Here is a 25,430-nt window from a genome sequence, read left to right on the forward strand (position 1 = left end):
GGAGCCCGCGGGCGGGAACCCGGCAGGAGCGGGAGCCCGTGGGGCGAAAGCGGCGGCACCCTGTCCCGGGGCCACGCCGTGGTGTCGTGCTGAACCGACCGGCACGGGGCGGCTGCGTCACCAGGCCGCCCTCGTACGTGTTGAAGCGACAGTAACCCGCCGGTAACTGGTGCGCCAGAGCGCGGAGATGTGACCTGTACCGCCCAAATGTACCGATCATCGATCATCAATCGCTGAGAACGGCCCGTGGCGGCGGCCCCGGAGGCCTAGGGTGGCCGCGTGAACGACGTGCTGGAACGCCTGCGGGCGGAAGCCACCGGCTCCCCGGAGCAGCCGCGCTACGAGGCGCTGCTCACCGCCGGACCGGACGGGCTGGCCGCAGCCCTGACCACCGCCGGGCTGCCCCTGTGGGCCCGCGAACTGGCCGCGTACCGGCTGGGGCTGGCGGGGGACCGCCGCGCCTTCGAGGCCCTCGTGCTGCTGCTCAACCACCGGGACCCGCCGCGGTGCGCGGCCGCCGCCGAAGCGCTCGCCGTACTCGGCGACCCGCGCACCGCCCGCGCGGCCGCCGCCCTCGCCACCAACGGCCTGCGCACGGCCTACGCCCTGCAGCCCGTCCGGCTGCTCACCGCCCTGCGCGCCCCGGAGTCGGCCCCCGCCCTGATGACGGCCCTGTCCCGGCTGCTGTCCCCGCACGACCCGTACTGGCGGGTGGCGCTGGCCTGCGTGGAGGGCCTCGGCGCCCTCGGAGACGTGCGTGCCCGCGAGCTGCTGACCCGCGCCCAGGCCCACCCCCGGCTCGCGGTGGCGGCCACCGCCGCGCTGCGGGCGCTCGGCTGACAGGATCGGCCCATGAACGATCACCAGACCGGCCACCTCACCCGCATACCCGCACCCGAGGGGGTCGCCCCCGCCGCCGGATACGCCCACGTCGTCATGGGCGCCGGGCGGTTCGTCGCCGTCTCCGGGCAGTGCGCCCTCGACGAGCAGGGCGAGGTCGTCGGCGCGGGCGACCCCGCCGCCCAGGCCCGCCGCGTCTTCGAGAACCTGCGGCGCTGCCTGGCGGCGGCCGGGGCCACCTTCGACGACGTCGTGAAGCTGACCTACTTCGTCACGGACGTCGCCCACCTCCCGGCGGTGCGGGAGGCGCGCGACGCCGTCATCCCCGCCGACCGGCTGCCCGCGTCCTCGGCCGTCCAGGTCGCCGCCCTGTTCCGGCCGGAACTGCTGCTGGAGGTGGAGGCCTTCGCGGTGCTGCCCGCCGGCTGAGCCTCAGCCCCGGAAACCGAGCAGCCCGTGCAGGGCCGCGCCGCCCGCCGAGGCCGGGACCGCGCGGGTCGCCGTGGTCGGCTTCGGTGCCTCCTGGGCGGGGCAGACGGCGTCCGCCGCCTGCCCCGTCCGCAGATAGGCCGCGACCTTCTCGTCCAGGCACTTGTTGCCGCTCAGCGAGATCCCGTGGTTGCCGCCGCCCTCCTCGACGACCAGGGCCGCGCCCTTCAGCTTGTCCCGCATGCTGAGCGCACCCCGGAACGGGGTCGCCGCGTCCTCCGTCGCCTGGAGCAGGAGGGCGGGCGGCAGGTCGGCGTTGGTCACGTCCGGGGCCTGGAGCGGCTCCGTGGGCCAGAACGCGCACGGGGCGTTGTACCAGGCGTTGTTCCAGGTCATGAAGGGAGCCTCGGCGTGCGTGCGCCACATGTCCGCGCGCCACTGGTTCCAGTCCTTCGGCCAGGCCGAGTCCCGGCACTGCACGGCGGTGTAGACGCTGTAGCCGTTGCCCGCGGAGGGCTCCACCGCCCCGAACCGCTCGTACGCCGCCACCAGCGGCTTCGGGTCCTTCTTCACGGAGTACGCCGCGAAGGCCTCCGCGAGGCTGGGCCAGTAGCCGTTGAAGTAGCCGCCCGGCATGTAGGTGTCCTCCAGCTCGGACGGGCCCACCTTGCCGCCCGCGGCCGTCCGGCGCAGCTCGTCGCGCATCGCGTACCAGCGCTGCTCCACCCCGGCCGCGCCGGTGCCGAGCCCGTAGACGGCGTCGTGCTGCGCGACCCAGGCCAGGAAGGCCTTGTGCCGGGCGTCGAAGGCCCGGTCCTGCGCGAGGTTGTCCTCGTACCAGACCCCGCCCGGGTCGACCACGGAGTCCAGGACGAGCCGGTGCACCCGCCGCGGGTGGAGCTTGGCGTACACAGCGCCCAGGTAGGTCCCGTACGAGTAGCCGAAGTAGCTGATCCGCTCCGCGCCGAGGGCCGTGCGCAGCACCTCGATGTCGCGGGCGGCGGAGACGGTGCCGATGTGCGGCAGCACGTCCGCGTGCCGGGTGTGGCAGGACTCGGCGAAGGTGCGCACCCGGTCCAGATTGGCCTGCTCCGTCGCCGCGTCGAGCGGTACGGAGTCGGGCCGGACCGGGGTGAAGTGGCCCGCCCCGCAGTCGAGGGCCGGCTCGCTCTTGCCGACGCCCCGCGGGTCGAAGCCGATCACGTCGTACCGGGAGGCCACGTCCTTGGGCAGGGCGGACGCGACGAAGCCCGCCAGCGTGCGCCCGCTGCCGCCCGGGCCGCCGGGGTTGACCAGCAGCGGGCCCGAGGAGGTGGCGGCGGTGTGCGGGACCCGGGTCAGGGCGAGGGAGATCTGGCGGCCGGCGGGCCGGGCGTGGTCGAGGGGAACCTTGAGGGAGGCGCACTGGAGCGTCGGGTAGCGGGGCGTCGAACAGTTCGTCCAGCGCAGCGCGGCCTGCTGCGGCGCGGCGGCGGCCGGGGCCGCCGGAGCGGCCGAGACCGGGCTCACGAGGACGGACGCGACGGCGGCGACGGTGGAGATCGACAGCAGGACAGCGGCGCGCTTCTTCAAGGGGTGGAGCATGGGGCCTCCCAGCCGAGGGTTCTGGGCGGAATCGTCCCGGAAACCGCGCCCGGAAAGCGGGATTGGGCTGCCTATTGGCCCGATGTGATGACCTCTCGGGGGTGACGGGCGTCAGAGGAGGGTGAGCTGCGCGGGCCCGGCGGGCACCGGCCGCCCGGGGACGGCGGTCCGGCGGGCCGGCCGGGGCCCGTTCGGGCCGATGCCGAATTCCGCCGCCAGTTCGTGCACTTGGCGGGTGATCTGCCGCTGGTACCAGGTGGGTGCGTACGAGCCGCCCGCGTACATCCGTTCGTACCGCTCCACCAGGTGCGGGTGGTGTTCGCCCAGCCAGGCCGTGAACCACTCGCGCGCCCCGGGCCGCAGATGGAGTACCAGGGGTGTCACCGAGGTGGCCCCGGACGCGGCGACGGCGCGGACGGTGTCCCGCAGCTGCTCCGGCGCGTCGCCGAGGAAGGGGATGACGGGGGCCATCAGCACCCCGCACTCGATCCCGGCGTCGGTCAGCGTCCGTACGGTGTGCAGCCGGGCGGCGGGCGAGGGCGTCCCGGGCTCGACGGTGCGCCACAGGCCGGTGTCCGTGAAGCCGACGGAGACGGAGATCCCGACCTCGGTGACCGCGGCGGCCTCCCGCAGGAGGGGCAGGGAGGGGCAGGTCGCGCAGCGCCTCGATGATGCGGGCATCAGCCGGTAGCGGCCCTCGGCAAGTTGCACACTTCCCTAAGTGGTCCTGACGTGCAAATATGCCCGCCATGAGCACCCAGACGGACGACACAGGCCACCTCATCGACTTGGTGTGCCGGAAGAGTCAGGCGGTCAAGAGCAAGACCGGCCGCCGTGAAATCTCGGTCAGCGCACAGGAGGCCCGAGGCCGTAAGACGGCCGAACTGCTCGGCCTGACGGTTCGCCATGTATGGCGTGAGGTTGGATCGGCTTCCCGCTTTCGCCGGTCCAAGAAGGTTCCCAAGCAGGATCTCGCTCTCCAGGCTCTGGACCGAGGTGAGATCGGGGCGCTGTGGGTCTTTCGACTGGACCGATGGACTCGCCGGGGTGCCGGTGCCATTCTCTCGATCGTAGAGCCCGCAGACGGCCGCCCTCGCCGCTTGCTGGTCGACAACGGCGACGCGGACAACCCCGGAATCGGACTCGACAGTTCGAACCCCCGTGACCGTTCGGAACTCATCCGGCGCGCTGAGGATGCTCGCGAGGAAACCGAGGTGCTGAGCGAGCGGGTGAGGAACACCAAGACGTTCCAGCTCGAAAACGGCGAGTGGCTCAGCGGGGTCGCTCCCTATGGTCTGCGCGTCGTCATGGTCTCTGCCTTCGATGAGGACGGCGAGGAGATAGAGGAGCGGAAGCTCCAGCGCGACCCGGAGACGTCCGCTGGTATCCCGGGCGAGCCTCACGTGACCAAGATGGAGATTGCCCGCTTGGTCACGTACGAATGGCCTGTAGCGAGGGTGACCAAACGAGAGATGGCGCGCCGTCTGAATGACCGCGCTGTTCCGTCACCTAGCGGGGGAAATTGGGCGTTCAGCACCGTGGCAAACATGATCGGCAACCCCGCGTATGCCGGGTGGCAGATCACTGGACGCTCGGACAACAGGTCACGGCGAATGCTGTACCTGAATGAAGATGGCGAAAAGGTAAGTGTGATGGTCGGCCCTGCACTGCTTACCGAGGAGGAGTACAACGAGGCCCAGGCAGCCTCGCGCGGTAGCGGCCCCCCGGCCGACGCCGAGTCATGGAAGCCAAAGCATCTGCTCACTGACCTACTCGAATGCTCTGGGTGCAATTCGTCCATGCCCAGCGCCGGAACCTCCTACGCCTGCTGGCGTTCCCGTGCTGGCGGCGTGTGCCCAGCGCCCGCGAATGCAGCCGCACACAGCGCTGAGGAGTACGTATTTCAGTTTTGGTCCTCCCGTCTGCACGCCAGCGATCCGGAAGACCCTCTGCTGGCAATCGTGGCGGCCCGCTGGGCAGCCAGGAAGGACCCGCAGGCATCCGAGGAGGAGCAGACTGCTAGGGCCGCTCTGGCGGACGCTGAGCGAGTCCTCTCCCGCCTGTGGCAGGACCGGCGGGCTGGTCTCTTTGACGGCCCCTCTGAGCGGTTCTTCGCCCCCCAACTGTCCGAGGCCAACGCGGCAGTTACAGCAGCCCAAAGGACCCTTGAGGGCATAAGCGGTACCGGCCCGGTAGACATCTCGTTCCTGCTGGAACTGGAGGACCAGCGAGAAGCGTGGGAAGCGGCAGACCTCCCGCTGAAACGCGACCTCCTGAGGCTGGCAATCCGACGTATCCGAGTGCATCGCGCACCCAAGCGAGGAGTCCAGTTCGACGGCGATTCCCGTATGGAGATCAACTGGCTTGACGAGCCCGCATGGGAACCGGCTGCGTAGGCACCGATCAGGGCCCCGTTCGGAGAGATCCGGGCGGGGCCCTGCCGCCCCGCACTCGCTGTCTTCCTGATGGCTGGCGCGGGGATTTCTGCGCTTTATCCCACGGCGTCGATGGCTGACGTGATGAGTGTTCGAGCATCGGCCCCGTAGGCGGCAAGCTCTTTCAGTTTCCCGAAAGCCTTTAGGTACAGCGCTACGTCACTCGGCTGAGTTTCCTTAATAGCTGCCGATAGGGTTTCCACGTGGACGCGCTTTCGGTCGAAGATGGTAAACGTCTCCAACGGCCATGCTTGCCGGGGGGCCGTGAACGGAATGATGCCCAGCGAGATCGAAGGAAGCGCCATGACGGACAGCAGGTGACCTAGCTGTGCGGCCATGACTTCGGCGCTGCCAATCCGGTACCGCAACACTGAGTCCTCAACCAGCACAGCGAATCGGTGCTCACCTTCGCGGATGACATGTGATCGATCTATGCGCGCTGCCACAGCTTCCGATACGTCGTTCGGCATCCCTCGAAACTCGGCGATTGAGGTCAGCAATGAAGTTGCGTAGCCGGGTGTTTGAAAGAAACCAGGCACCACATTAGAGCAGTACACATGAAACTGCCGTGTCTGTTCATAAGGAGGTGCGCCCGATTCCTGTAGCTGCCTCAGGCCCGTACGCTGGAGCCGTTTCCACTGGACGTACATGGAATCAGCCTGACGGTTGGCGGCAATCAAGTCGTCAGCTAGCTTCGGGACACCGCACGCTGTGCACCAGGCCCTTATGTCAGCGTCGCTGGGGGGCGTCTTAGCGTGCTCGATGCGGGATGATTTGCTCTCACTCCACCCGCACCGGACAGCCAACTCACGTCCGGTGATTCCTGCGTCAAGCCTCATTTCCCGCAACCGGCCGGATACGGCTTCCCTGGCTTCTTGGGCTTTGGACGAAGGGGATGACATCAGTTGGCTGTCCGGTTGCTCAGATCTTGTATTCGCTGTGCGGGATGGCTCGCTGCCAGATCTCTTCGAATGCCCGGCCGCAGAGTGCCAACGTGGCTCCATCCGTGCTGATTTCATCTCTGACGTGACTGCCGTCGCCGGCGAAGTGGTGGAGGCGGATTAGGTTGCCGTCGAACAGCCAGAAGTCGTTGGCGGGCACCAGGAAGCCCGTTGCCTGACTACGTGGCAGCCAGCGCACATCTTCGCCAGCAATGACGTTGGCGTGCGTGGCGTAGTGCTCCCAGTGGATGTACTCACTGACCGGCTCCGACACCATGCGGGCACGGCGGACTGAAACACCACGTGCGACGGCATCCGCGATGGCCTGGTGAAACGGGTGCCACCAGGATTCACGGTCGTTCCAGTCAACGCGTGCCCCGCGCTGCCATGTCTCTAGGCGGGGGTTAGTCCCGTAGTCGTCCCGAGCCTCGAAGTGCACGGCGGATTCACGGGCGTTGGCCAGTAGTTCACTGAACGGCGGAACGCTCGACGGCATCGCACGCTTCCCTGATCATTGGCACCATGCGTGCCGGAATCCTGATGACTTCCTCGCTGTCAGGGATTGAACCCTTGGCCGGACTGCTCGCCTCACAGATCTCGCGGAGAGGAGGGCCCGCCTTCCAGCCCTGCAACACCAGCTCTCCGGCCTCTTCGTCTGCCCAGACGGTAGGGCAGTGGTCCAGGTCGGTGTTCGGGTCGATCCCAACGAACCGTAGCGCCATGGCGGCCTCTCTCCGGATGTGGTTTGCCTGAACTTGCATGGCCATCCTTGCTGCATCAGGTGGTCCGTCAAGACTGTCAATCCCCTCGGACTGTGGAGATCTTCTAAGCGGCCAGCTCCAAGGCGGAGTTGGCCCGGTGGTCGTGCTCGTAGTCGATCGGACTCTGGTAGCCGCACACGCTGTGTAGCCGGTGCGTGTTGTAGAAGCCGGTGATCCAGGTCGCAATCCTCAGCCGGGCCTCGGTGCGGGTGGCGAACGTGTGGCGGTAGGCGTACTCGACCTTGAGCACACTGTTGAACGCCTCGCTGACGGCGTTGTCGAAACACGACCCGACGCGGCCCATGGACTGGGTCACGCCCAGTCGGCGGCAGGCCCGGCGAAAGCGCCGGGAGCCGTACTCGCTGCCGCGGTCGCTGTGGAAGATCACGCCCTTCACGTCACCGCCGCGGGTGGCCGCGGCCATGTTCAAGGACGCCACGACCAGCTCGGCGTCATGGCGTGCGCCCATCGCGTAGCCGAGCAGCCGGCGCGAGAACAGGTCGATGACGGTGGCCAGGTAGAGCTTGCCCTCACCGGTGGTGATCTCGGTCATGTCGCCGCACCAGACCTGGTCCGGAGCGTCCGTGGTGAAGTCCCGCCGCACGAAGTCGGGGGCCGCCGGACGCTTGCCGGGCCGGGTCAGCCCGCGCCGTCGGCGGACCTTCCGTCCGGCCAGCCCGAGCTCGGCCATCAGACGGGCGACGGTGTTCACCGAGACCCGCCAGCCTGCGCGGACCAGGAGGCACCAGACCTTCGGGGAGCCGTAGGTGCCGCCGGAGTCCTCGAAGATCTGCCGGATCTTGTCGGTCAGCTGCCCGCGCCGGACCTCACGCGCGGTGGTGGGCTTGTCGCGCCACTTGTAGAACCAGGACTCCGACACCCCCAGGACCTGGCAGGCCAGCCGGTGCGGGATGCGGTGCTCGGTCCTCTGGTTACCGATGAACGCGGCCAGGGCGGCCGGGTCCGTCTCGGTCACTTCACCCAGAGGACCATGCATCGCTTGAGGACATCACGCTCCATCTCCAGCTCGCGTATCCGCTTGTTCTTCTCCGACATCTCCCGCCGTAGCCGCTCCAGCTCGGCGCGCTCGGCCTCGCGCATCCGCCCGCCCGGCGCGGGCTCAGTCGACCGGTCGGACGACGCCGACCCGTTGCGCCGCCACCGCGACACCCAGCTGTGCAGCGTGCCGGAGTGCACGCCGAGCTCCTCGGCGACCTCCGGGATCGGTCGGCCCGTCTCGATCACGATGCGTACAGCGCCCTCACGAAACTCAGGCGTGTATGTGCGTTGCTTGGACCCCATGAATCCCAACTTCCCCTGCAATCACGGACTCCACGCTACGAGGGGAGGGACAAGACCGCCTGCGCCGAAATAGCGTGCAAGCTCATGCAAGTTGATGAGGCAGTCGGCACTGTGACTCCTAGCGTCGTCATCACCACGACGGCAGCGAGGGGCGGCAAGGCATGGCAGCGATGACCGAGACAGACGCCAGACTCTGGGAGTACGAGACTTTCGCCCCGGCGGGTGAGACATGCCCCTCGTGCTTCAAGCCGGTGAGAACTCTGGACCGTTGCCGCAGGGGCTCCATCCCGCGTGCTTCCGGACCTGACGTGGTCTCTTACCGACACATTGACTGTGAGGACCCTACGGGCGAGAAGCGCCGGAAGGCTCAGCGGTGACGCGCGCTGTCCTCCGGTTCGCTACCCATCGGATCAGCCGGGACCTGGGTGAGACGGTGGCGGCGTCCGCGACATGCCGCACAGAGGGCTGTGGCCGGCTCACAGGACCCGTGGAAGACGCATCTGCTGTAGAGGTCGCGTGCATGGAACACACCGGCCGTGCGGGACATCAGGGCTTCACCCGGCGGTTCGAGGACGTTGCCGTTGTCGAGAGGATCGAGGGCCCCTGACACAAACTCCCGCCCCTGCCAGGGCGGGTCTGTATCCCCACACCAGCACGAGTGAAGGAGCATCGAATGCCCAAGCACGGCGGAGGCACCGGAAGCGGTCAGGGCGGCAGCCAGCAGGACGACGGCAGCAGCGGACGCGGGCACGGGGGCGGCGGTTCCGAAACGAGCGGCGGGAACAGCTCTGACGGCTCCGGCCCCGCGAAGAAGTAGCACCGGATGACCACGCGCAAAGAGGAGGTGGGTCCCTCGGGGCTCGCCTCTGCGCTCGTTGATTCGGGCGCTCTGCAATCGGACTGGCTGCCGACGTACAAGGCAGTCCCCCGCGACATGTTCGTCCCTGACCGCATCTGGCCGGGCATCGCGGACGGCACCCGGCAAAACCCCGTGGTGGACCGGATGAGGAGCCCGGAGGCATGGCTCAGGGCGGTGTACTCCGATATCCCGCTGACCACTCAGTGGGACGACGGGACCCACAGCGGGGACGAGGTGGGCAAGATGCCTTCCAGCTCCAGTTCTCAGCCTCACATGGTGTTCTCGATGCTGGCCGATCTCGCCGTGAAGGACGGGCACAGGGTCCTTGAGATCGGGACGGGCACCGGGTGGAACTCAGCGCTACTCGCACGCCGACTCGGTGCGGGGAACGTCGTCTCCATCGAGTTCGACCCTGAGGTCGCGAAGGGCGCTGGTGAGAACCTGCGCAATGCTGGACTGTCCCCGCTGGTGATCGTCGGAGACGGCCGGCTGGGGTTCGCCGGAGGGGCCCCGTATGACCGCGTCATCGCAACGTGCTCAGTCGGGGAGGTGCCCCGAGCATGGGTTGATCAGACGCTGACCGGCGGGCTGATCGTGGCACCCTGGGGGACCCTGTACGGGGGAGAGGCGATTGCCCGGCTGACCGTGGACGGCGGAACGGCGAGTGGCCAGTTCACACGCTCCAGTGCCTTTATGCGTCTACGGCAGCAGCGCCCGGATCTGCCAGTTGGTCTTGACGACGATCTGCGAGTCGAACCCGAGCCCGGTGTCGAGGTCCAGATAGCCGTGCGTCTTGCGGGCGAAGCAGTACACGCAGGCGTGGCTGCACCCGCGGTACGGGTTGACCGTCCATTCGAACGGCATGCGCCAGGCCCCCGGCACCCGGTTGACGATCGAGCGGGCGCGGACCTCGTGGAAGGTGATGCCGCGGAATTCGGGGGTGTCGACGGTGCGGGTCACGACGGCGTCGGCCCCGAAGAGCGCGGCGGGGCCTCCCGGGCCCCCGGCCAGGTTCTCCCGGCGCATGGGCGCCTCCTCGGTGTCGCCACAAGAATAGAACAAACGTTCCCATGATCGTGCGGGGAGGTGCTCGGGGGCGGGCGGAGGGGCCCTTCCCGGCACCGGATTTGGGCGACCGCCCCGGAGGTGGTTGGCTTCGGCGTGACGAGCGATCACAACTGCTGGAGGAACAGCTATGGCGCAGGTCGAGGCCACCACGGAGCGGATCATCGCGGCCGACGCGGAGACCGTGTTCGACGCGCTGGCGGACTACACCGGGACCCGCAAGAAGCTGTTGCCCGAGCACTTCAGCGAGTACGAGGTGCGCGAGGGCGGCGACGGCGAGGGGACCCTGGTGCACTGGAAGCTCCAGGCCACCAGCAAGCGCGTGCGCGACTGCCTGCTGGAGGTCAGCGAGCCCAACGACGGTCAGCTGGTGGAGAAGGACCGCAACTCCTCCATGGTGACCACCTGGGTCGTCACCCCGGCCGGCGAGGGCAAGTCCAAGGCCGTGGTCACCACCGTCTGGGACGGCGCCGGCGGCATCGGCGGCTTCTTCGAGCGCACCTTCGCCCCCAAGGGCCTCGGCCGCATCTACGACACGCTGCTGGCCAATCTGGCCGCCGAGGTCGAGGCCTGATCCCGGGCCCCCGCGCCGCCGGGAGGCTCACCGGATCGGGTGGACTTCCCGGCCCCGGTGAGCCGCCGGAACCCGGGCGTGGCCCCCGGGCCCGAGCGGGGTCCGAGAGCTAGGCTGGGTCTCCGCAACCGACCCCGGGGGCCCGATGAAGATCCTCATCTCCGCCGACATGGAGGGCGCCACCGGCGTCACCTGGCCCGAGGACGTGGTGCCCGGGGCCTCCCAGTGGGAGCGCTGCCGGGGCCTGTTCACCTCCGACGTGAACGCGGCCGTGCTCGGCTTCTACGACGGCGGCGCCGACCAGGTCCTCATCAACGAGGCCCACTGGACCATGCGCAACCTGCTCCTGGAGAAGCTCGACGCGCGGGCCGAACTGCTCACCGGCCGCCACAAGACGCTCTCCATGGTCGAGGGCGTCCAGCACGGGGACGTCGACGGGGTCGCCTTCGTCGGGTACCACACCGGGGCCGGCGCCGAGGGGGTCCTCGCCCACACCTACCTCGCCAACTCCATCACCGGCGTCTGGCTCAACGGGACCCGGGCCAGCGAGGGCCTGCTCAACGCGCACGTCGTCGCCGAGTACGGGGTGCCGGTCATCCTGGTCACCGGCGACGACCTCACCTGCGTCGACGCCGCCGGATACGCCCCGGACGCGGTGACCGTCGCCGTGAAGGACCACGTCTCGCGCTACGCCGCCGTGTGCCGGACCCCCGCCCGCACCGCCGCCGACATCCGGGCGGCGGCCAAGGAGGCCACCGCCCTGGCGGTCCGGCACGAGCCCGTGTCCGGCGGCCCCCACACCGTGGAGGTGGAGTTCGACGCCGAGCACCTGGCCCTGACGGCCGCGGTGGTCCCGGGCGTCGAGCGGTGCGGCGAGCGCAGGGTCGCGTACAGCAGCGAGACGATGTACGAGGGGATCCGCGCCTTCAAGGCGGTCACGACGGTCGTCTCCGCGGCCGTGGAGGAGCAGTATGGCTGACATGCCCGTAGTCACCGCCGAGGTCCCGGCCCAGGCGCAGGACCGTGCCCCGGCCGACGCCGTGGACCAGGCCGCCCTCGACGAGGCGGTCGAGTTCACCTCCGGCCTCATCAGGATCGACACCGCCAACCGGGGCGGCGGCGACTGCCGCGAGCGCCCCGCCGCCGAGTACGTCGCCGAACGGCTCGCCGCCGCCGGACTGGAACCGGTGCTGCTGGAGCGCACCCCCGGCCGCACCAACGTGGTGGCCCGGATCGCCGGTTCGGACCCGTCCGCCGAGGCGCTCCTCGTCCACGGCCACCTCGACGTGGTGCCCGCCGAGGCCGCCGAATGGAGCGTGGACCCCTTCTCGGGGGAGGTCCGCGACGGCATGGTCTGGGGCCGCGGGGCCGTCGACATGAAGAACATGGACGCGATGGTGCTGGCCGTCGTACGGGCCTGGGCGCGGGCCGGCGTGCAGCCCCGCCGGGACATCGTGCTCGCCTTCACCGCCGACGAGGAGGACAGCGCGGTCGACGGGGCCGGCTTCCTCGCCGACCACCACCCGCACCTCTTCGAGGGCTGCACCGAGGGCATCGGAGAGTCCGGCGCCTTCACCGTGCACCCCGGCGACGGGCGGGCCCTGTACCCGATCGCCGCCGGTGAACGCGGCACCGCTTGGCTGGAGCTGACCGCCCACGGCGTCGCGGGGCACGGATCCAAGCCCAACAGGGCCAATGCCGTTACCCGGCTCGCGGCCGCCGTCGCCCGGATCGGCGCCCACGAGTGGCCGGTCCGCCTGACCGACACCGTCGTCGCCTGCATCACCGAACTCGCGGCCCTCCAGGGCCTGTCGGTGGACCCGAGGGCCCCCGGCTTCGACCTCGACGGCGTCCTCGGCAGCCTCGGCCCGGCCGCCGCCCTGGTCGACGCGACCGTGCGCAACAGCGCCAACCCGACCATGCTCAGCGCCGGTTACAAGGTCAACGTGATCCCCGGCCGGGCCACCGCCTACGTGGACGGCCGGATGCTGCCGGGCGGCGAGGCCGAGTTCACCGCCACTCTGGACGCGCTCACCGGCCCCGACGTGCGGTGGGAGTTCCACCACCGCGAGGTCGCGCTCGAAGCCCCGGTGAACGGGCGGACCTTCGGGATCCTGCGCGAGTCCGTCGAGCGGTTCGACCCGGAAGGGCACGTGGTGCCCTTCTGCATGGCGGGTGGCACCGACGCCAAGCAGTTCTCCCGCCTCGGCATCACCGGCTACGGCTTCTCCCCCCTGAAGCTGCCGCCGGGCTTCGACTACTGGTCCCTGTTCCACGGCGTGGACGAGCGGGTCCCCGTCGAGGCCCTGCACTTCGGCGTCCGCGTCCTCGACCACGCGCTGCGGACGCTGTGAGGGGCACCCCGTGACGGCGGCGCAGACCCGGCCCTACGGGAGCTGGCCCTCACCCATCGCCGCCGAACTCGCCGCCTCCCTCGACGGACGGCCCGAGTACGTGGGCACGGTCGGCACCGAGGTCTGGTGGACCGAACCCCGGCCGCGGGAAGGCGGCCGGCGGGCCCTGGTGCGGCTCCGCGCCGACGGCGGCGCCGGCGGTGGCCACGGGGGCGGGGGCGCCGCCGAGCTGCCCGCGCCGTGGGACGTGCGCAGCCGCGTCACCGAGTACGGCGGCCTGCCCTGGACCGGAGCCGAACGGGCCGAAGGCGGACCGCTGGTGGTCTTCGTCCACTTCGCCGACCAGCGGCTCTACGCGTACGAACCGGAAGCCCCCGGCGAGGCCGCGCACCCGCGGCCCCTGACCCCGCTCTCCGAGGTCGGCGGCGGCCTGCGCTGGGCCGACCCGGTGCTGCGCGGCTCCGAGGTCTGGTGCGTGCTCGAGGAGTTCACCGGGCCCGCGCCGACCGACGTCCGCCGGGTGATCGCCGCCGTCCCGCTCGACGGGTCGGCGGCCGGCGACCGGTCCGCCGTAAGGGAACTGACCGACGGCCGGCACCGGTTCAGCACCGGACCGCGGCTCTCCCCGGACGGGCGGCACGCGGCCTGGCTGGTGTGGGACCACCCGCGGATGCCCTGGGACGGTACCGAGCTGCGGCTGGCCGGGATCACCCGGGACGGCCGGCTCGAGCGGGCCCGTACCGTCCTCGGCGGACCCGCCGAGGCCGTCGCCCAGGTCGAGTGGACGGCCGGCGGAACCCTCCTCGCGGTGAGCGACCGCAGCGGCTGGTGGAACCCCTACCGGGTGGACCCGGAGACGGGTGAGGCGGCCGGCCTGTGCCCCAGGGAAGAGGAGTTCGGCGGCCCGCTGTGGAAGCCCGGGCTGCGCTGGATCGCCCCGCTGCCCGAAGGCCTGGTCGCGGTCCTGCACGGCCAGGGCGCCAGCGTGCTGGGCGTCCTCGACCCGGAGAGCGGGGACCTGGTGGACGCCGCCGGTCCGTGGACGGCCTGGCAGCCGACCCTCGCCGTCAGCGGCACCCGCGTGTACGGGGTCGCCGCCAGCCCGCGCAGCGCGTACGAGGTGGTGGAGCTGGACACGGCCACCGGGCACGCCCGCGCGGTCGGCGCGCACGGGGTGGACCCGGTGGACCCCGCCCACTACCCGGAGCCGCAGAGCCGGACCTTCCTGGGCCCCGACAACCGGGAGATCCACGCGCACGTCTACCCGCCGCACCACCCGGCCTGCCGCGCCGCCGCCGAGGAACTGCCCCCGTACGTGGTGTGGGCGCACGGCGGCCCCACCGACCACGTGCCGCCCGTACTCGACCTGCACATCGCCTACTTCACCTCGCGCGGCATCGGAGTGGTCGAGGTCAACTACGGGGGTTCCACCGGCTACGGCCGCGCCTACCGGGAGCGGCTGCGCGAACAGTGGGGCGTCGTGGACGTGGAGGACTGCGCGGCGGTGGCGCGTGCGCTGGCCGCCGAGGGCACCGCCGACCCGGACCGGCTCGCCATCCGCGGGGCGAGCGCGGGCGGCTGGACCGCGGCGGCCTCGCTGGCCGCCACCGACGTGTACGCCTGCGCGGCGATCATCTACCCGGTCCTGGACCTGCTCCGCTTCGCCGAGGAGACCCACGACCTGGAGTCCCGCTACGTCGAGGGCCTGGCCGGACCCGCGCAGACCCTCGCCGTCCGCTGCCGCGAGCGCTCGCCGGTGGCCCGCGCCGACCGGATCACCGCCCCGTTCGTGCTGCTCCAGGGGCTGGCGGACCCGGTCTGCCCGCCGGGCCAGGCGGAGCGCCTCCTCGCCGCCCTGCGGGGGCGGCCGGTGCCGCACGCGTACCTGGCCTTCGAGGGCGAGGGGCACGGCTTCCGCCGGGCGGACACGATGGTCCGGGCCCTGGAGGCCGAACTCTCCCTGTACGCTCAGGTGTTCGGGATCCAGCGCACCGACGTGCCCCAGCTGGAGCTGAGGCTCGAGCTCTAGACCTTCCCTTCAGGCGCCCGTGTGCAGCCAGACGCGGAGCGGGCCGATCGGCGTGAACCCGGCGCGCACGGCGGCGTCGAGGCCGTCCCCCGACTCGTAGCCGACGACCGGCAGGTCAGGCCGGCGCGCGGCGATCGCGGTGAGCGCGCCCGCCCAGGCGGCATCGGCGTCGGCGGCGTCGGCGTCTTCGTGTGCGAACAGGTTGGACAGGCCGACCACCGCGCCGCTGCCCCGGTGCGCGACGGCCCCCGCGAGGATCCGGCCCCCGGCGCGGCCCGCCAGGAAGGTGACGCCGCGGCCCGGCAGGGCCGGATGGAACAGGCCGGTGCCCTCTGCGCCGCCCCAGGCGGCCTCCCACTGCGCCAGACCGGCGGAGCCGGTGACCGCGGACCACTCCAGGCGCGAGCCGGCGGCCGGGGCGGGCGCCGCGGCCGGACGGTGGATCCACCGGGCCTCCAACAGCACCTCGAAGCCGTCCCCGGACAGGTCCAGGTCGGCGAAGCTGTCCTTGACCGAGCAGCCCGGGCCCCCGGTGTCGACGGCGGCCACCAGCGCCGACGCCGAGGCACCCGGGGCGAGGGTGACGGCATCGGGGTACAGCGGCGGGGTCCGGCTCGCGCTGGTCCAGGCCTCGGGGGCGAACGCTCCGGCCGGGCCGTGGCCGCGCACGACCGCGTCGCACCACTCGGCGTTGTCGCGTGCCGCCGCGCGCAGGAGTCCGGCGGTGTCGGGTTCGATGATCACACCGGGGATCCTGTCACACCTCCTAACCTGGGCGGATGACCTTTTCCACATACCTGCGGCAGGGCCCGCGCGTGGGCCTGCGGCCCTTCCGGCTCGCCGACGGACCGGAGTTCACCGCACGCGCGCACGAGAGCCGGGAGCTCCACCGCCCCTGGCTGTTCCCGCCCGCGACCATCGAGGAGTACGAGCCGTACGCGGCCCGGCTGACGGAGGGCGAGGGCCGCGCAGGGTTCCTCGTGTGCGAGCTCGGCACCGGGGCCCTCGCGGGCTTCGTCAACATCAACAACATCGTGCGGGGCGCCTTCCGGTGCGGAGCCCTCGGCTACGGGGCCTTCGCGCACGCCGCGGGCCGGGGACTCTTCCACGAGGCCCTGCGCCTGGTCCTCGCGCACGCCTTCGCCCCGGCCGGCGACGGCGGTGACGGCGGTGAGGGCCCCGACGGCGGCCGCGGCGGCCTCGGCCTGCACCGGCTGGAGGCCAACATCCAGCCGGGCAACACCGCCTCGATCGCGCTGGTCCGCGGCGCGGGCTTCCGCCTGGAGGGACTCTCCCCGGACTTCCTCCACGTCGACGGCGCCTGGCGCGACCACGAGCGCTGGGCCGTCACCGAGGAAATGCCCGTCCCCTGAGGGCTCCGTCGGCCAGGATGGGGCCATGCGATCCCTCGTGCTCCTCGACGCCCCGTCCAACCTCGGCCTGCGCCCGCCCGCGCCCGGCACGGTACCCGGCGTCTACAAGCTCGCCGGAGCGCTGCGGGAGCAGGGTCTGCTGGCCCGGCTCGGCGCGCGCGAGGGTGGGGTGGTGGTCCCGCCCCGCTACGACCGCGGGGACTGGAAGGAGGGCGACGGCGTGTTCCACGCCGACGCCCTGGCCGCGTACACGGTCACCCTCGCCGACCGGATCGAACGGCACCTGAGGGCCGGGGAGTTCCCCGTGGTCCTCGGCGGGGACTGCTCGATCCAGCTCGGCGCCTCGCTGGCCATGCGCAGGCTGGGCCGGTACGGACTGGCCGCCATCGACGGCTCCGCCGACTTCCGCCACCCCGGCAACGAGGACGTCAACGGGCCGGTCGGCGCCGCCGGCGGGGAGGAGCTCGCCCTCGCGACGGGACGCGGGCAGGCCGTCCTCGCCGACCTGGAGGGCCGCTCCCCGTACCTGCGGGACGACGACGTACGGCTCTTCGGGATCCGGGACGGCGACGCCGACCTCGCGGAGCTGCGCGCGGCCGGGATCCGGGTGGCGACCGTCGGGGAGATCCGCGAGCACGGCGCCGGGCCGGCGGCCCGGGCGGCGCTGGACGGGCTGCACCCGCCGGCCACCGCCGGGTTCTGGGTGCACCTGGACGCCGACGTACTGGACCCGGGTGTCATGCCGGCCGTGGACAGCCCGGACCCCGGCGGCCTGCTGCCCGACGAACTCGCAGAACTCCTGGGCGTGTTGGTGAGCAGCCCGCGATGCGTCGGGATCAACGTCACGATCTACGACCCGGACCTGGACCCCGACGGCCGGGCGGGCGCCCTGCTCGCAGACCTCGTCGCGGGCGCCTTCGCCTGAGGGCCTTTGCCCAATCCTGACCGGCGGTGATCTGCGCAACCTCTGTGCAGCGCCCCCCGCTGCGTGTTCCATTTCCCTATGGCCACCACCGTCAGACGCGCCGTACTGACCCTTCCCGCAGCCCCGTTGGGGCCCGAGAACCCGCTGCCCGCCCTCCGCGCGCCCGACGGGGTCCACGCACTGGACGAGCGGGCCCGCGAAGGGCTGCCGCGCGACATGGCGCGGCAGATCGGCTACGAGCCGCTGCGCTCGCTGCTGCCGGTGCGGATCCGCGACGGCTACGGACGGGAGCGGCCGCAGGGGGAGTTCGAGTCGGTCGTCATCGAGAACGAGCACCTGCGGGTCACCGTGCTCCCGGGCCTCGGCGGGCGCGTCCACTCCCTCGTGCACCTGCCCACCGGCCGCGAACTGCTCTACCGCAACCCGGTGTTCCAGCCCGCCAACTTCGCCCTCAACGGCGCCTGGTTCTCCGGCGGCATCGAGTGGAACACCGGGGCCACCGGCCACACCACCCTCTCCTGCGCTCCGCTGCACGCCGCGCTCGTCCCGGCCCCGGACGGCGGCGTGATGGTCCGGCTGTGGGAGTGGGAGCGGCTGCGCGACCTGCCCTTCCAGGTGGACCTGTGGCTGCCCGGGGATTCGGAGTTCCTCTACGTCGGCGTCCGCGTGCGCAACCCCCACGAGCGGCCCGCCCCCGTCTACTGGTGGTCCAACACCGCCGTCCCCGAGGACCCCGGCACCCGCGTCCTGGCCCCCGCCGACGAGGCCTGGAACTTCGGGTACGAGCGTGCGCTGCGCCGCATCCCCGTACCCGAGTGGGACGGTGCGGACCGCACCTACCCGCTGCGCAGCGCGTACCCGGCCGACTTCTTCTACGAGGTCCCGGACGGGGCCCGGCCCTGGATCGCCTCCCTGGACGCCGCCGGGCACGGCCTCGTGCAGACCTCCACCGCGCGGCTGCGCGGGCGCAAACTGTTCGTCTGGGGCGCGGGCGGCGGCGGCCGCCGCTGGCAGGAATGGCTGACCGAACCGGGCACGGGAGGCTACGCGGAGATCCAGGCCGGGCTGGCCCGCACCCAGCTGGAGCACGTACGGCTCGAGGGCGGGGCGGAGTTCAGCTGGCTGGAGGCGTACGGCCCGCTGGCCGCGGACGCCGCGGCCGTGCACGGCCCCGACTGGGCGGCCGCCCGCTGCGCGGCGCGGGACGCGCTGGATGCCGTACTGCCCGGGGAGCGGGTGGACGCGGCGTACGAGGCGTGGCGCGGGTGCGCCGACACCGAACCGGGGGAGCGGCTGGCCGCGGGCTCCGGCTGGGGTTCGCTGGAGGTGCTGTGCGGCGGCTTCAAGCTGCCGGGCACCCCCTTCGAGGAGTCCCGGCTCGGTGAGGCCCAGGAGCCCTGGCTGGACCTGTGGCGCACCGGGGTCTTCCCGCCCCCGCGCCGGGCGGCGCCGCCGGGGCCGAGCCTGGTCGCCGCCCACTGGCGGGACATGCTTGAGACGGCCCCGGCGCAGCCGCTGACCGAGTACCACCTGGGTGTGGCCCAGTGGCACGCCGGTGACGTGGCCCAGGCGGTACGGAGCTGGGAGCGCGGCCTGGCGCTGGCCCCCTCGCGCTGGCCGCTGCTGCGCTGCCTGGCGCTCGCGGACGCCCTCGCCGGTGACCGGGCGAGGGCGGCCGACGGGTACGCGGCGGCCTTCGACGACCTGGCCGCGGAGAGCCGCGGCGGCGAGTCGTGGACGGCCGCGGAGTCCGCGCTCGGGCAGGAGGCGATGGCGGCCCTGCTGGCCGCCGGCCGCCCGCCCGAGGCGCGCCGGGTCTGGGACCGGCTGCGGCCCGCCCTGCGCGAGCGGGGCCGCTTCCGGCTCCTGGCCGTCCGGCTCCTGGCGGCCGAGGGGCATGTGGCGGCGGCCCGGCGGGTCTTCGAGGACGGTTTCGAGATCCCGGACCTGCGGGAGGGCGAGGAAACCCTCGGCGAGGCCTGGTCGGCGCTCACCGGCCGCCCGCTCCCGCCCCGCTACGACTTCCGCATGCGCCCGTCGGACTGACGGGCGGGCCGGCGCCTCGTCAGATGCGGTGCACGGTGTGCAGCTTCTGCGCGTACGTGCCGGTTCCGTCGATCGGCGAGGCGCCGCCCAGGTCGGACATGGTCGGTCCGGCGGCCACGGCCGGCGCCCCGGCGAGGAACACGGCCGCGTACGCGAGGACGTCGGGGCCGGTGGACGCGGCCCAGCCGCGCACGGTCTGCTCCAGCTCCGGGGTCCAGGTCCCGTCGAAGGGCGCGGGCAGGACCCGTACCCAGGAGGTGTGCGTGACGGCCGGCGGTTGCTGCCAGGTCGCGGCGTCCACCTGGAAGCGGCTGACCACCAGCTTGACCGGGAGGTTCGTGCAGCCCTGGTTGGCGAGCGCGCGCAGGCCCACGCGCCCCTTGGCGAAGGTGGCGTCGGTGACGTCCGCGGCCCACGCGGCGGGCTCGGCGGAGTCGGTGCGCCAGGCCTTGACCTGGATCCGGGTGCCCTCGCGGCGCACTCGGATCGTCCAGAACAGGCCTGGCCTGTGGGCACCTTGTCGAACCCCGCCACCGCGCGGACGTCGACGTCGGTGATCTCGTCGTCCCGGAGCGTGGCGTGACGGCTGGCGTAGTCGGTCGTGAGCGCGATGACCGCGCTGCCCGGGACCACCGAGTAGTCGGTGTCGGCCGGGCCGAGCGTGGACCAGCTGCCGCCGCCGGGGGAGGTGCCCCAGTACGTGCGGTCCGCGGCCGGCGGCGCCGGGTCGGGCAGGGTGCGCTGGAAGTCGTCGGCGAAGGACTGCTTGTTCTCGGTGAAGGTCCGCTCGGGGCCGGTCACGGCCACCGTGCGCGCCCCCTTGGTCAGCACGGCCACCCGGGCGCCACCGGAGGTGATCTCCGTGCGCTCCGGTGTTCCGGCAGCACCTTCGCGGACGGGGCGCCGAGGGAGACCTGGGCGAAGTAGGACGGCTCGAGCGGGGGCATGGTGACCGAGGACCGCGGCGAGGTGAGGGCGGGCGGCACGGGCGCGCCCGCGACCGCGGCGGGTGCGGCGGCGGGGGCGCCGGCCGGTGCCGCGGCCGGCGCGGCGGCTCTGGGCGAGGCCGCGGCGGTCATGGAGCCGAGTGGGACGGACGCGGCCGCGGAGGCGAGGACGGTCAGGACGTTGCGACGGGAAGCGAATGACATGCGCACTGGATGCGGTGGGTCCCGCCCCGGGGCCGACACCCACCTCCTCGCGGCCCGGCTGGCAGGGCCCTGTGGGGGCGAGGAGAGTGGGGCCCAGGGGGAACGGTCACGCCAGGGTGGTGGGAGCCATGCCGGAATCGCTGCTGGAGCGGCACGCCGAGGCGCTGAGCCTGTTCGGTGAGCGTCTGCGCGCCGTCGCGGACGACCAGTGGGACGCGCCGACCCCGTGCACGGAGTGGAGCGTGCGGGATCTGGTCAGCCACGTCACCGGGGAGCAGCTGTGGATCCCGCCGCTGGTCTCCGAGGGCCGCACGGTCGCCGAGCTGGGCGACGCGTTCTCCGGCGACGTGCTGGGCGAGGACCCGGTCGCAGCCTGGGACCGGGCCGCCGCCGCCGCGCACGCCGCCTTCGCCGCACCGGGGGCGCTCGCCCGGACCGTCCGGCTCTCCTACGGGCCCGCGCTGGGCTCCGCCTACTGCTCCGAGCTGACCGCCGACTGCGTCGCGCACACCTGGGACCTGTCCCGGGCGATCGGCGCGGACGACCGGCTGCCGGACGGCCTCGTGGAGTTCTCCATCAAGGAGGTCATGCCGTACGCCGACGGGCTCGCGGCGAGCGGGATGTACGCGGCTCCGCTCGAGGTGCCGGCCGGGGCGGACGCGCAGACGAGGCTGCTGGGACTGCTGGGGAGGCGGGGCTGAGCCCTCGGGACCGGTCCGGATATCGAAAGCGGGCGTAACGTCCCGATTAATCGTATAAAGGTCAGGTCTGGAGGAGCTGCGGGACGAGCGCGGAAGGCGGACGACGGTGGAGGGGATGCAGCGCACCACGGCGGAGGGCCGCGGCCCGGTCCGGTTCGGCCCGCCGTCGCCCGGGCCCGGGCTGCCCGTGCTCCCCGGACTCGTCGGCGTGCTCGCCGCGGCCGCCGGACGCTCGGCCCCCGAACCCCCCGGCGGCGGGGAGGCCGTCCGGGAGGCGGCCTGCCGCCACTGGGGGCGCCGCGGACTGATCACCACCCCGGAGAACGTGGCCGCCGGCCCCGGAGCCCCCGCGCTGCTGCTCGCGCTGCTCGGCGCGTACGGGGGCGACGTGATGCTGCCCCGCCCCTGTCCCGCCTGGTGGACCCCGCAGGTCCGGCTGCTGGGACGGCGGGCCTATCACGTGCCGACGCCGGCCGAATGCGGAGGCATCCCCGACCCGTACGCCCTGCTGGAGACCGTACGGCGGGTGCGCGCCGAGGGCGGCGACCCGCGCGTGCTGCTCCTGTCGGTGGCCGACGACCCGACCGCGACCGTGCCGTCGCCCGAGATGCTGCGCGAGGCCTGCGAGGCCGCCGAATCCGCCGGGCTCTTCGTCGTCAGCGACGAGAGCTGGCGCGACACCGTGCACCGGCCGCGCGACACCCTGGTCCTGAGCCCCGCCGAGATGCTCCCCGACCGGGCGGCCGTCCTCGTCGACCTGTCCGGGGCGCTGCTGCCCACCGGCTGGCCCGCCGCAGTGGTCCGCTTCCCCGACACCCCGCGCGGGACCTGGCTGCGCGCCCGCACCCTCGACGTCCTGACCGCCACCGGCGCACTGGTCGCGGGCCCGGTCGCCGGGGCCGCCGCGTACGCCCTCGAAGAGCCCGACGCCGTCGCCGGACGGGCCTGCGCGGCCGCCGCCCTGCACGGGGCGGTCGCGGCCGCCGCGCACCGGGAGCTCCTGGCCGTCGGGGCGCTGGCCCGGCCCCCGGAGGCCGGCCGGCACCTCTACGCGGACCTGACCCCGCTGCGGGAGGGGCTGGCGCGGCACGGGGTCGGCGACGCCATGGAGCTGGAGGACTGGCTCGGCGCCCGGCTGGGGGCGCCCACACCCGGCGGTCAGCGGTTCGCGGACGAACCGGTCGCCCTGCGGGTACGGCTGTCCACCGGGCCGCTGCTGGGCGCCACCCCGGAGGAACGGCTGGCCGCACTCGCCGCCCCCGACCCGCTCGCGCTGCCGCACGTACGGCGCTCCCTGGACCTCCTCGGATCGGTCCTGGCCGGCCTGACCTGATGCCCACCCCGGTGAACGGAGCCCGCCCGATGCCCAACCGTCCGCCCACCCCGCCCGCCGGGGCCGCGCCGCCCGCGGGGGCCGCTTCGCCCGCCGGGGCCGCCTCCGAGCCCGGCTTCGCCGCCGCTCCCGCGGCTGCTCCCGTGGGGCCCGCTCCCGCCCCCGCGTCCCCCGGCGCCCGGGTGCGGACCGCTGCCGTCGTCCCGCCGGCCGTGGCGCCGGCCCCGCGGCCGCTCGGTGAGCACCGGCGCTGGCCCCGTTCCTTCGCGGACCGGCTGACCACCCCGCTCCCCGGGGTCCGGGGCTTCGCCCGGCTCGCGCGGGAGGGCGCCTTCCGGCCCGGGCCGCAAGGGCTGCGCGGGATCCCCGACCTGCCGTACGCGCCCGCCCCGCTGCCCCCGGCGGGCCCCGGCTCGGTCTGCGTGACCTGGGCCGGGCACGCCAGCTGGGTGCTGCGGACCGGCGGGCTGACCGTGCTCACCGACCCCGTCTGGTCCCGGCGGATCCTCGGCACCCCGTCCCGGATGACGCCCGTCGGAGTGCGCTGGGAGGACCTGCCGCCGGTGGACGCGGTGGTCATCAGCCACAACCACTACGACCACCTCGACGCGCCCACCCTCAAGCGGCTGCCGCGGCACACCGCGCTCTTCGTCCCGGCCGGCCTGGCCCGCTGGTTCCGCCGCCGCGGCTTCACCCGGGTCACCGAGCTCGACTGGTGGGAGTCGGCCGAACTGGACGGCGTACGCTTCGAGTTCGTACCGGCCCACCACTGGTCCAAGCGCTCGCTCCTCGACACCTGCCGGTCCCTGTGGGGCGGCTGGATCCTCACCGACACCCGCAGCCCGGCCCCGCGCACGCTCTACTTCGCGGGGGACACCGGCTACGGCCACTGGTTCGGCGAGATCGGCCGCCGCCACCCCGGCATCGACCTCGCGCTGCTGCCCATCGGCGCCTACGCCCCGCGCTGGTGGCTCGGCGACGTCCACGCCGACCCCGAGGAGGCCGTGCGGGCCTTCCTCGACCTCGGGGCCCGGCGGATGGCGCCCATGCACTGGGCGGCCTTCGTCCTGTCCGCCGAACCCGTCATGGAACCCCTGCACCGCGTCCGGGCCGCCTGGTCCCGCGCCGCCCTGCCCCGCGAGCACCTCTGGGACCTCCCGATCGGCGCCTCCCGCACCCTCGGCCCGACAGGCCCTAGGCCCGGCCGGCCCGCCCCGGGCGGATCCGCCGCCACGCCGCCGGGCCCGCGCTGATGAGCAAGGTCAGGCCCACCGCCAGGGCTACCCCCTTCCAGGGCTCCGAGAAGAGGGAGCCGCCCAGGATGCCGATCAGGCCGTAGGTCGCCGCCCAGGCGAGACAGGCCGGGCCGTCGCCGCGGGCGAAGCGGCGCAGCGGCAGTTCCGCCAGCAGGCAGGCCAGCATCACCGGGATGCGGCCCGCCGGAACCAGCCGGGAGACCACCAGGACCAGTACGCCGTGCTCGTCCAGCCGCGCCTGTGCCTGCTCCAGCCGCTCGGGCGTGGCCCGGCCGCGCAGTGCCTCGAGCCAGCGCGAGCCGCCCCGCGAACGCACCCCGCGCCGGCCGAGCCAGTACAGCGCGATGTCCCCGGTGAACGCCGCCAGCGCCGACACCGCGAACACGAGCAACACCCCGAACGGCAGCGACTCCTGATGGAACGCCACCACCGCCGCCGAACTCACCAGCGCCCCCGTCGGGATCACCGGCACCAGCGCGCCGAGCGCCACCAGCACGAACAACGCCGGGTACCCCACCGCCTGCTGGGTGGTCTCCGGCGGTACCTGACCGGCCGCCGCCACCGTGGTCTCGCACCAGGTCACGGCAGCCGCACCCGCTCGCCGTGCGCGGGGACCCGCACCGTCACCTTCGGCGCGAGCCGCGCCGCACGCCGCGCGAACTCCTCGCCCGGCGCGTGGAACTCGTGCGGACGCACCGCGTCCATCCCGATCGGCCAGTACGTCCCGTAGTGCACCGGGACCGCCGCCGCCGGGGCCAGCTCGGCCAGCGCGCGCGCCGCCCGGCCCGCGTCCAGGTGCCCCGGACCGAGGTAGGGACCCCAGCCGCCCACCGGCAGCAGGGCCACGTCCACCGGTCCGACCTCCTCGGCCATCGTCGCGAACAGCCCGGTGTCCCCGGCGAAGTAGGTCCGGGCCGCGCCCTGGACCACGTACCCGAGGGCCGGCGCGAGCCGCGGCCCGAACGGCAGCCGCCGGCCGTCGTGCAGGGCACTGACCACCCGTACCCGTACGCCGCTTCCCACGGGCACCTCGTCCCCCGGCGCCACCTCCGTCACCGTCAGACCGCGCAGCCCGGCGGTCCGGCCCAGCCCGGGAACGGCCCGGCGGGCGCCGCGGGGTACCAGCAGCCGGGTGCCGGGCGCGAGCCGCGCCAGCGAGGGCAGGTGCAGGTGGTCGGCGTGCAGGTGCGAGACCAGCACCACGTCCGCCCGCGCCGCCTCGGGCGGGGGCACCGCGCCGCGCCGCCGCCGCAGATGCGCCAGCCGCCGCGCGAACAGCGGGTCCGTCAGCAGCCGCACCCCGGAGTCCTCGACCGTGCACGTGGCATGACCCCACCAAGTGACCTCCACCGGCACCGGCCTCCCTCCCTCGCGGAGCCGTACGCTGCGCACCGCTGCGCACGGCTCCCACGACCCTAAAGGCTGCCCCGCCGATCCGCCCGGAACCGGAAGGCCGCCGCCCCTCCTCCCCG

26 protein-coding genes and 3 pseudogenes are annotated in these 25,430 nt (G+C 73.0%); 16 read left to right on the forward strand and 13 right to left on the reverse strand.

The window, feature by feature from the left end:
- Positions 1-279: 279 nt before the first annotated feature.
- Entirely contained in the window at positions 280-840 is a 561-nt protein-coding gene (locus tag ACTVZO_RS32310) for an adenylosuccinate lyase (protein WP_443301687.1), read from the forward strand.
- Between the two features lie 12 nt (positions 841-852).
- Positions 853-1,269 (forward strand): RidA family protein, encoded by a 417-nt coding sequence (locus tag ACTVZO_RS32315; protein ID WP_443301688.1) that lies wholly within the window; start codon positions 853-855, stop codon positions 1,267-1,269.
- Between the two features lie 3 nt (positions 1,270-1,272).
- On the opposite strand, the gene ACTVZO_RS32320 is transcribed toward ACTVZO_RS32315, so the two are convergent.
- Together ACTVZO_RS32320 and ACTVZO_RS32325 are read right to left on the reverse strand one after the other, a co-directional pair.
- Positions 1,273-2,853 (reverse strand): alpha/beta hydrolase, encoded by a 1,581-nt coding sequence (locus tag ACTVZO_RS32320; RefSeq protein WP_443301689.1) that lies wholly within the window; start codon positions 2,851-2,853, stop codon positions 1,273-1,275.
- Between the two features lie 111 nt (positions 2,854-2,964).
- A pseudogene (locus ACTVZO_RS32325) lies at positions 2,965-3,495 on the reverse strand (Rv2578c family radical SAM protein); the annotation flags it as partial.
- A 107-nt stretch (positions 3,496-3,602) separates the two neighbouring features.
- On the opposite strand from ACTVZO_RS32325, the gene ACTVZO_RS32330 reads away from it, so the two are divergent.
- The gene (locus tag ACTVZO_RS32330) at positions 3,603-5,249 is read left to right on the forward strand and encodes a recombinase family protein (protein WP_443301690.1); all 1,647 of its coding nucleotides are present in this window, start codon (positions 3,603-3,605) and stop codon (positions 5,247-5,249) included.
- 95 nt (positions 5,250-5,344) lie between these two features.
- Here ACTVZO_RS32330 and ACTVZO_RS32335 read toward each other — a convergent pair whose 3' ends face one another.
- The 5 genes from ACTVZO_RS32335 to ACTVZO_RS32355 all read right to left on the reverse strand — a co-directional run bounded on the left by ACTVZO_RS32335 (position 5,345) and on the right by ACTVZO_RS32355 (position 8,292).
- Entirely contained in the window at positions 5,345-6,190 is an 846-nt protein-coding gene (locus ACTVZO_RS32335; protein ID WP_443301691.1) for a helix-turn-helix domain-containing protein, read from the reverse strand.
- Between the two features lie 19 nt (positions 6,191-6,209).
- Positions 6,210-6,725, reverse strand: coding sequence for a DUF6879 family protein (locus ACTVZO_RS32340; protein ID WP_443301692.1), 516 nt, complete (start codon positions 6,723-6,725; stop codon positions 6,210-6,212).
- Positions 6,697-6,951, reverse strand: a complete 255-nt coding sequence (locus tag ACTVZO_RS32345; RefSeq protein ID WP_443303338.1) for a hypothetical protein — start codon at positions 6,949-6,951, stop codon at positions 6,697-6,699. The genes ACTVZO_RS32340 and ACTVZO_RS32345 overlap by 29 nt, the downstream gene beginning before the upstream one ends.
- A gap of 103 nt (positions 6,952-7,054) precedes the next feature.
- The gene (locus ACTVZO_RS32350; protein WP_443300102.1) at positions 7,055-7,966 is read right to left on the reverse strand and encodes an IS3 family transposase; all 912 of its coding nucleotides are present in this window, start codon (positions 7,964-7,966) and stop codon (positions 7,055-7,057) included.
- Positions 7,963-8,292: a transposase gene (locus ACTVZO_RS32355; protein ID WP_443300103.1), complete on the reverse strand. Its 330-nt coding sequence runs from the start codon at positions 8,290-8,292 to the stop codon at positions 7,963-7,965. Before ACTVZO_RS32355 ends, ACTVZO_RS32350 begins: the two co-directional genes overlap by 4 nt.
- A 373-nt stretch (positions 8,293-8,665) precedes the next feature.
- Between ACTVZO_RS32355 and ACTVZO_RS32360 the strand changes: the two genes are divergently transcribed.
- From ACTVZO_RS32360 to ACTVZO_RS32370, 3 genes and pseudogenes are all read left to right on the forward strand, one after another.
- Complete coding sequence (locus ACTVZO_RS32360) at positions 8,666-8,899, forward strand: DUF7848 domain-containing protein (RefSeq protein ID WP_443301693.1); 234 nt, start codon at positions 8,666-8,668, stop codon at positions 8,897-8,899.
- 66 nt (positions 8,900-8,965) lie between these two features.
- Positions 8,966-9,109, forward strand: a complete 144-nt coding sequence (locus ACTVZO_RS32365) for a hypothetical protein (RefSeq protein WP_019885290.1) — start codon at positions 8,966-8,968, stop codon at positions 9,107-9,109.
- A 186-nt stretch (positions 9,110-9,295) separates the two neighbouring features.
- Positions 9,296-9,751: pseudogene (locus ACTVZO_RS32370) on the forward strand (methyltransferase domain-containing protein); the annotation flags it as partial.
- Between the two features lie 126 nt (positions 9,752-9,877).
- Here the strand turns inward: ACTVZO_RS32370 and ACTVZO_RS32375 are convergent.
- A pseudogene (locus tag ACTVZO_RS32375) lies at positions 9,878-10,177 on the reverse strand (Rv2578c family radical SAM protein); the annotation flags it as partial.
- Between the two features lie 169 nt (positions 10,178-10,346).
- Here ACTVZO_RS32375 and ACTVZO_RS32380 point away from each other — a divergent pair.
- The 4 genes from ACTVZO_RS32380 to ACTVZO_RS32395 all read left to right on the forward strand — a co-directional run bounded on the left by ACTVZO_RS32380 (position 10,347) and on the right by ACTVZO_RS32395 (position 15,173).
- The gene (locus tag ACTVZO_RS32380; RefSeq protein WP_443301694.1) at positions 10,347-10,790 is read left to right on the forward strand and encodes an SRPBCC family protein; all 444 of its coding nucleotides are present in this window, start codon (positions 10,347-10,349) and stop codon (positions 10,788-10,790) included.
- A 145-nt stretch (positions 10,791-10,935) separates the two neighbouring features.
- Positions 10,936-11,769: a M55 family metallopeptidase gene (locus ACTVZO_RS32385; RefSeq protein WP_443301695.1), complete on the forward strand. Its 834-nt coding sequence runs from the start codon at positions 10,936-10,938 to the stop codon at positions 11,767-11,769.
- A 1-nt stretch (position 11,770) separates the two neighbouring features.
- Positions 11,771-13,144, forward strand: a complete 1,374-nt coding sequence (locus ACTVZO_RS32390) for a M20/M25/M40 family metallo-hydrolase (RefSeq protein ID WP_443301696.1) — start codon at positions 11,771-11,773, stop codon at positions 13,142-13,144.
- Positions 13,145-13,154: 10 nt separating this feature from the next.
- Positions 13,155-15,173, forward strand: coding sequence for a prolyl oligopeptidase family serine peptidase (locus ACTVZO_RS32395; protein WP_443301697.1), 2,019 nt, complete (start codon positions 13,155-13,157; stop codon positions 15,171-15,173).
- Positions 15,174-15,182: 9 nt separating this feature from the next.
- Here the strand turns inward: ACTVZO_RS32395 and ACTVZO_RS32400 are convergent, their stop codons facing one another.
- Positions 15,183-15,917 (reverse strand): hypothetical protein, encoded by a 735-nt coding sequence (locus ACTVZO_RS32400; protein ID WP_443301698.1) that lies wholly within the window; start codon positions 15,915-15,917, stop codon positions 15,183-15,185.
- A gap of 35 nt (positions 15,918-15,952) precedes the next feature.
- Here ACTVZO_RS32400 and ACTVZO_RS32405 point away from each other — a divergent pair, with 35 nt between their 5' ends.
- The 3 genes from ACTVZO_RS32405 (at position 15,953) to ACTVZO_RS32415 (ending at position 19,517) form a co-directional block, all read left to right on the forward strand.
- Positions 15,953-16,546 (forward strand): GNAT family N-acetyltransferase, encoded by a 594-nt coding sequence (locus ACTVZO_RS32405; RefSeq protein WP_443301699.1) that lies wholly within the window; start codon positions 15,953-15,955, stop codon positions 16,544-16,546.
- Positions 16,547-16,571: 25 nt separating this feature from the next.
- On the forward strand, positions 16,572-17,471 hold the full coding sequence (locus ACTVZO_RS32410; protein WP_443301700.1) for an arginase family protein: 900 nt from the start codon (positions 16,572-16,574) through the stop codon (positions 17,469-17,471).
- Positions 17,472-17,549: 78 nt separating this feature from the next.
- Complete coding sequence (locus ACTVZO_RS32415) at positions 17,550-19,517, forward strand: DUF5107 domain-containing protein (RefSeq protein WP_443301701.1); 1,968 nt, start codon at positions 17,550-17,552, stop codon at positions 19,515-19,517.
- Positions 19,518-19,536: 19 nt separating this feature from the next.
- Here ACTVZO_RS32415 and ACTVZO_RS32420 read toward each other — a convergent pair whose 3' ends face one another.
- Positions 19,537-19,998, reverse strand: coding sequence for a hypothetical protein (locus tag ACTVZO_RS32420; protein ID WP_443301702.1), 462 nt, complete (start codon positions 19,996-19,998; stop codon positions 19,537-19,539).
- Positions 19,999-20,341: 343 nt separating this feature from the next.
- A complete protein-coding gene (locus ACTVZO_RS32425; protein WP_443301703.1) occupies positions 20,342-20,668 on the reverse strand; it encodes a hypothetical protein in 327 nt (108 codons plus the stop codon).
- Positions 20,669-20,796: 128 nt separating this feature from the next.
- Between ACTVZO_RS32425 and ACTVZO_RS32430 the strand changes: the two genes are divergently transcribed.
- From ACTVZO_RS32430 to ACTVZO_RS32440, 3 genes are all read left to right on the forward strand, one after another.
- The gene (locus ACTVZO_RS32430; RefSeq protein WP_443301704.1) at positions 20,797-21,369 is read left to right on the forward strand and encodes a TIGR03086 family metal-binding protein; all 573 of its coding nucleotides are present in this window, start codon (positions 20,797-20,799) and stop codon (positions 21,367-21,369) included.
- Positions 21,370-21,484: 115 nt separating this feature from the next.
- The gene (locus tag ACTVZO_RS32435) at positions 21,485-22,702 is read left to right on the forward strand and encodes an aminotransferase class I/II-fold pyridoxal phosphate-dependent enzyme (protein ID WP_443301705.1); all 1,218 of its coding nucleotides are present in this window, start codon (positions 21,485-21,487) and stop codon (positions 22,700-22,702) included.
- A 29-nt stretch (positions 22,703-22,731) separates the two neighbouring features.
- Complete coding sequence (locus ACTVZO_RS32440; RefSeq protein WP_443301706.1) at positions 22,732-23,955, forward strand: MBL fold metallo-hydrolase; 1,224 nt, start codon at positions 22,732-22,734, stop codon at positions 23,953-23,955.
- Here ACTVZO_RS32440 and ACTVZO_RS32445 read toward each other — a convergent pair.
- Entirely contained in the window at positions 23,897-24,541 is a 645-nt protein-coding gene (locus tag ACTVZO_RS32445) for a DedA family protein (protein ID WP_443301707.1), read from the reverse strand. The two genes, ACTVZO_RS32440 and ACTVZO_RS32445, sit on opposite strands and share 59 nt — an antisense overlap.
- Entirely contained in the window at positions 24,538-25,314 is a 777-nt protein-coding gene (locus ACTVZO_RS32450) for an MBL fold metallo-hydrolase (RefSeq protein WP_443301708.1), read from the reverse strand. Before ACTVZO_RS32450 ends, ACTVZO_RS32445 begins: the two co-directional genes overlap by 4 nt.
- Positions 25,315-25,430 lie beyond the last annotated feature (116 nt).

It is taken from the genome of Streptomyces sp. IBSNAI002 (assembly GCF_052244475.1).
Taxonomy (GTDB): domain Bacteria; phylum Actinomycetota; class Actinomycetes; order Streptomycetales; family Streptomycetaceae; genus Streptomyces.

Coding starts and splice junctions, on each gene's coding strand:
- ACTVZO_RS32315 (WP_443301688.1), top strand. CDS start 853: ATGAACGATCACCAGACCGGCCACCTCACCCGCATACCCGCACCCGAG.
- ACTVZO_RS32380 (WP_443301694.1), top strand. CDS start 10,347: ATGGCGCAGGTCGAGGCCACCACGGAGCGGATCATCGCGGCCGACGCG.
- ACTVZO_RS32405 (WP_443301699.1), top strand. CDS start 15,953: ATGACCTTTTCCACATACCTGCGGCAGGGCCCGCGCGTGGGCCTGCGG.
- ACTVZO_RS32330 (WP_443301690.1), top strand. CDS start 3,603: ATGAGCACCCAGACGGACGACACAGGCCACCTCATCGACTTGGTGTGC.
- ACTVZO_RS32340 (WP_443301692.1), bottom strand. CDS start 6,725: ATGCCGTCGAGCGTTCCGCCGTTCAGTGAACTACTGGCCAACGCCCGT.
- ACTVZO_RS32410 (WP_443301700.1), top strand. CDS start 16,572: ATGCGATCCCTCGTGCTCCTCGACGCCCCGTCCAACCTCGGCCTGCGC.
- ACTVZO_RS32390 (WP_443301696.1), top strand. CDS start 11,771: ATGCCCGTAGTCACCGCCGAGGTCCCGGCCCAGGCGCAGGACCGTGCC.
- ACTVZO_RS32425 (WP_443301703.1), bottom strand. CDS start 20,668: ATGTCATTCGCTTCCCGTCGCAACGTCCTGACCGTCCTCGCCTCCGCG.
- ACTVZO_RS32385 (WP_443301695.1), top strand. CDS start 10,936: ATGAAGATCCTCATCTCCGCCGACATGGAGGGCGCCACCGGCGTCACC.
- ACTVZO_RS32355 (WP_443300103.1), bottom strand. CDS start 8,292: ATGGGGTCCAAGCAACGCACATACACGCCTGAGTTTCGTGAGGGCGCT.
- ACTVZO_RS32435 (WP_443301705.1), top strand. CDS start 21,485: ATGCAGCGCACCACGGCGGAGGGCCGCGGCCCGGTCCGGTTCGGCCCG.
- ACTVZO_RS32365 (WP_019885290.1), top strand. CDS start 8,966: ATGCCCAAGCACGGCGGAGGCACCGGAAGCGGTCAGGGCGGCAGCCAG.
- ACTVZO_RS32430 (WP_443301704.1), top strand. CDS start 20,797: ATGCCGGAATCGCTGCTGGAGCGGCACGCCGAGGCGCTGAGCCTGTTC.
- ACTVZO_RS32345 (WP_443303338.1), bottom strand. CDS start 6,951: ATGGCGCTACGGTTCGTTGGGATCGACCCGAACACCGACCTGGACCAC.
- ACTVZO_RS32415 (WP_443301701.1), top strand. CDS start 17,550: ATGGCCACCACCGTCAGACGCGCCGTACTGACCCTTCCCGCAGCCCCG.
- ACTVZO_RS32320 (WP_443301689.1), bottom strand. CDS start 2,853: ATGCTCCACCCCTTGAAGAAGCGCGCCGCTGTCCTGCTGTCGATCTCC.
- ACTVZO_RS32335 (WP_443301691.1), bottom strand. CDS start 6,190: ATGTCATCCCCTTCGTCCAAAGCCCAAGAAGCCAGGGAAGCCGTATCC.
- ACTVZO_RS32440 (WP_443301706.1), top strand. CDS start 22,732: ATGCCCAACCGTCCGCCCACCCCGCCCGCCGGGGCCGCGCCGCCCGCG.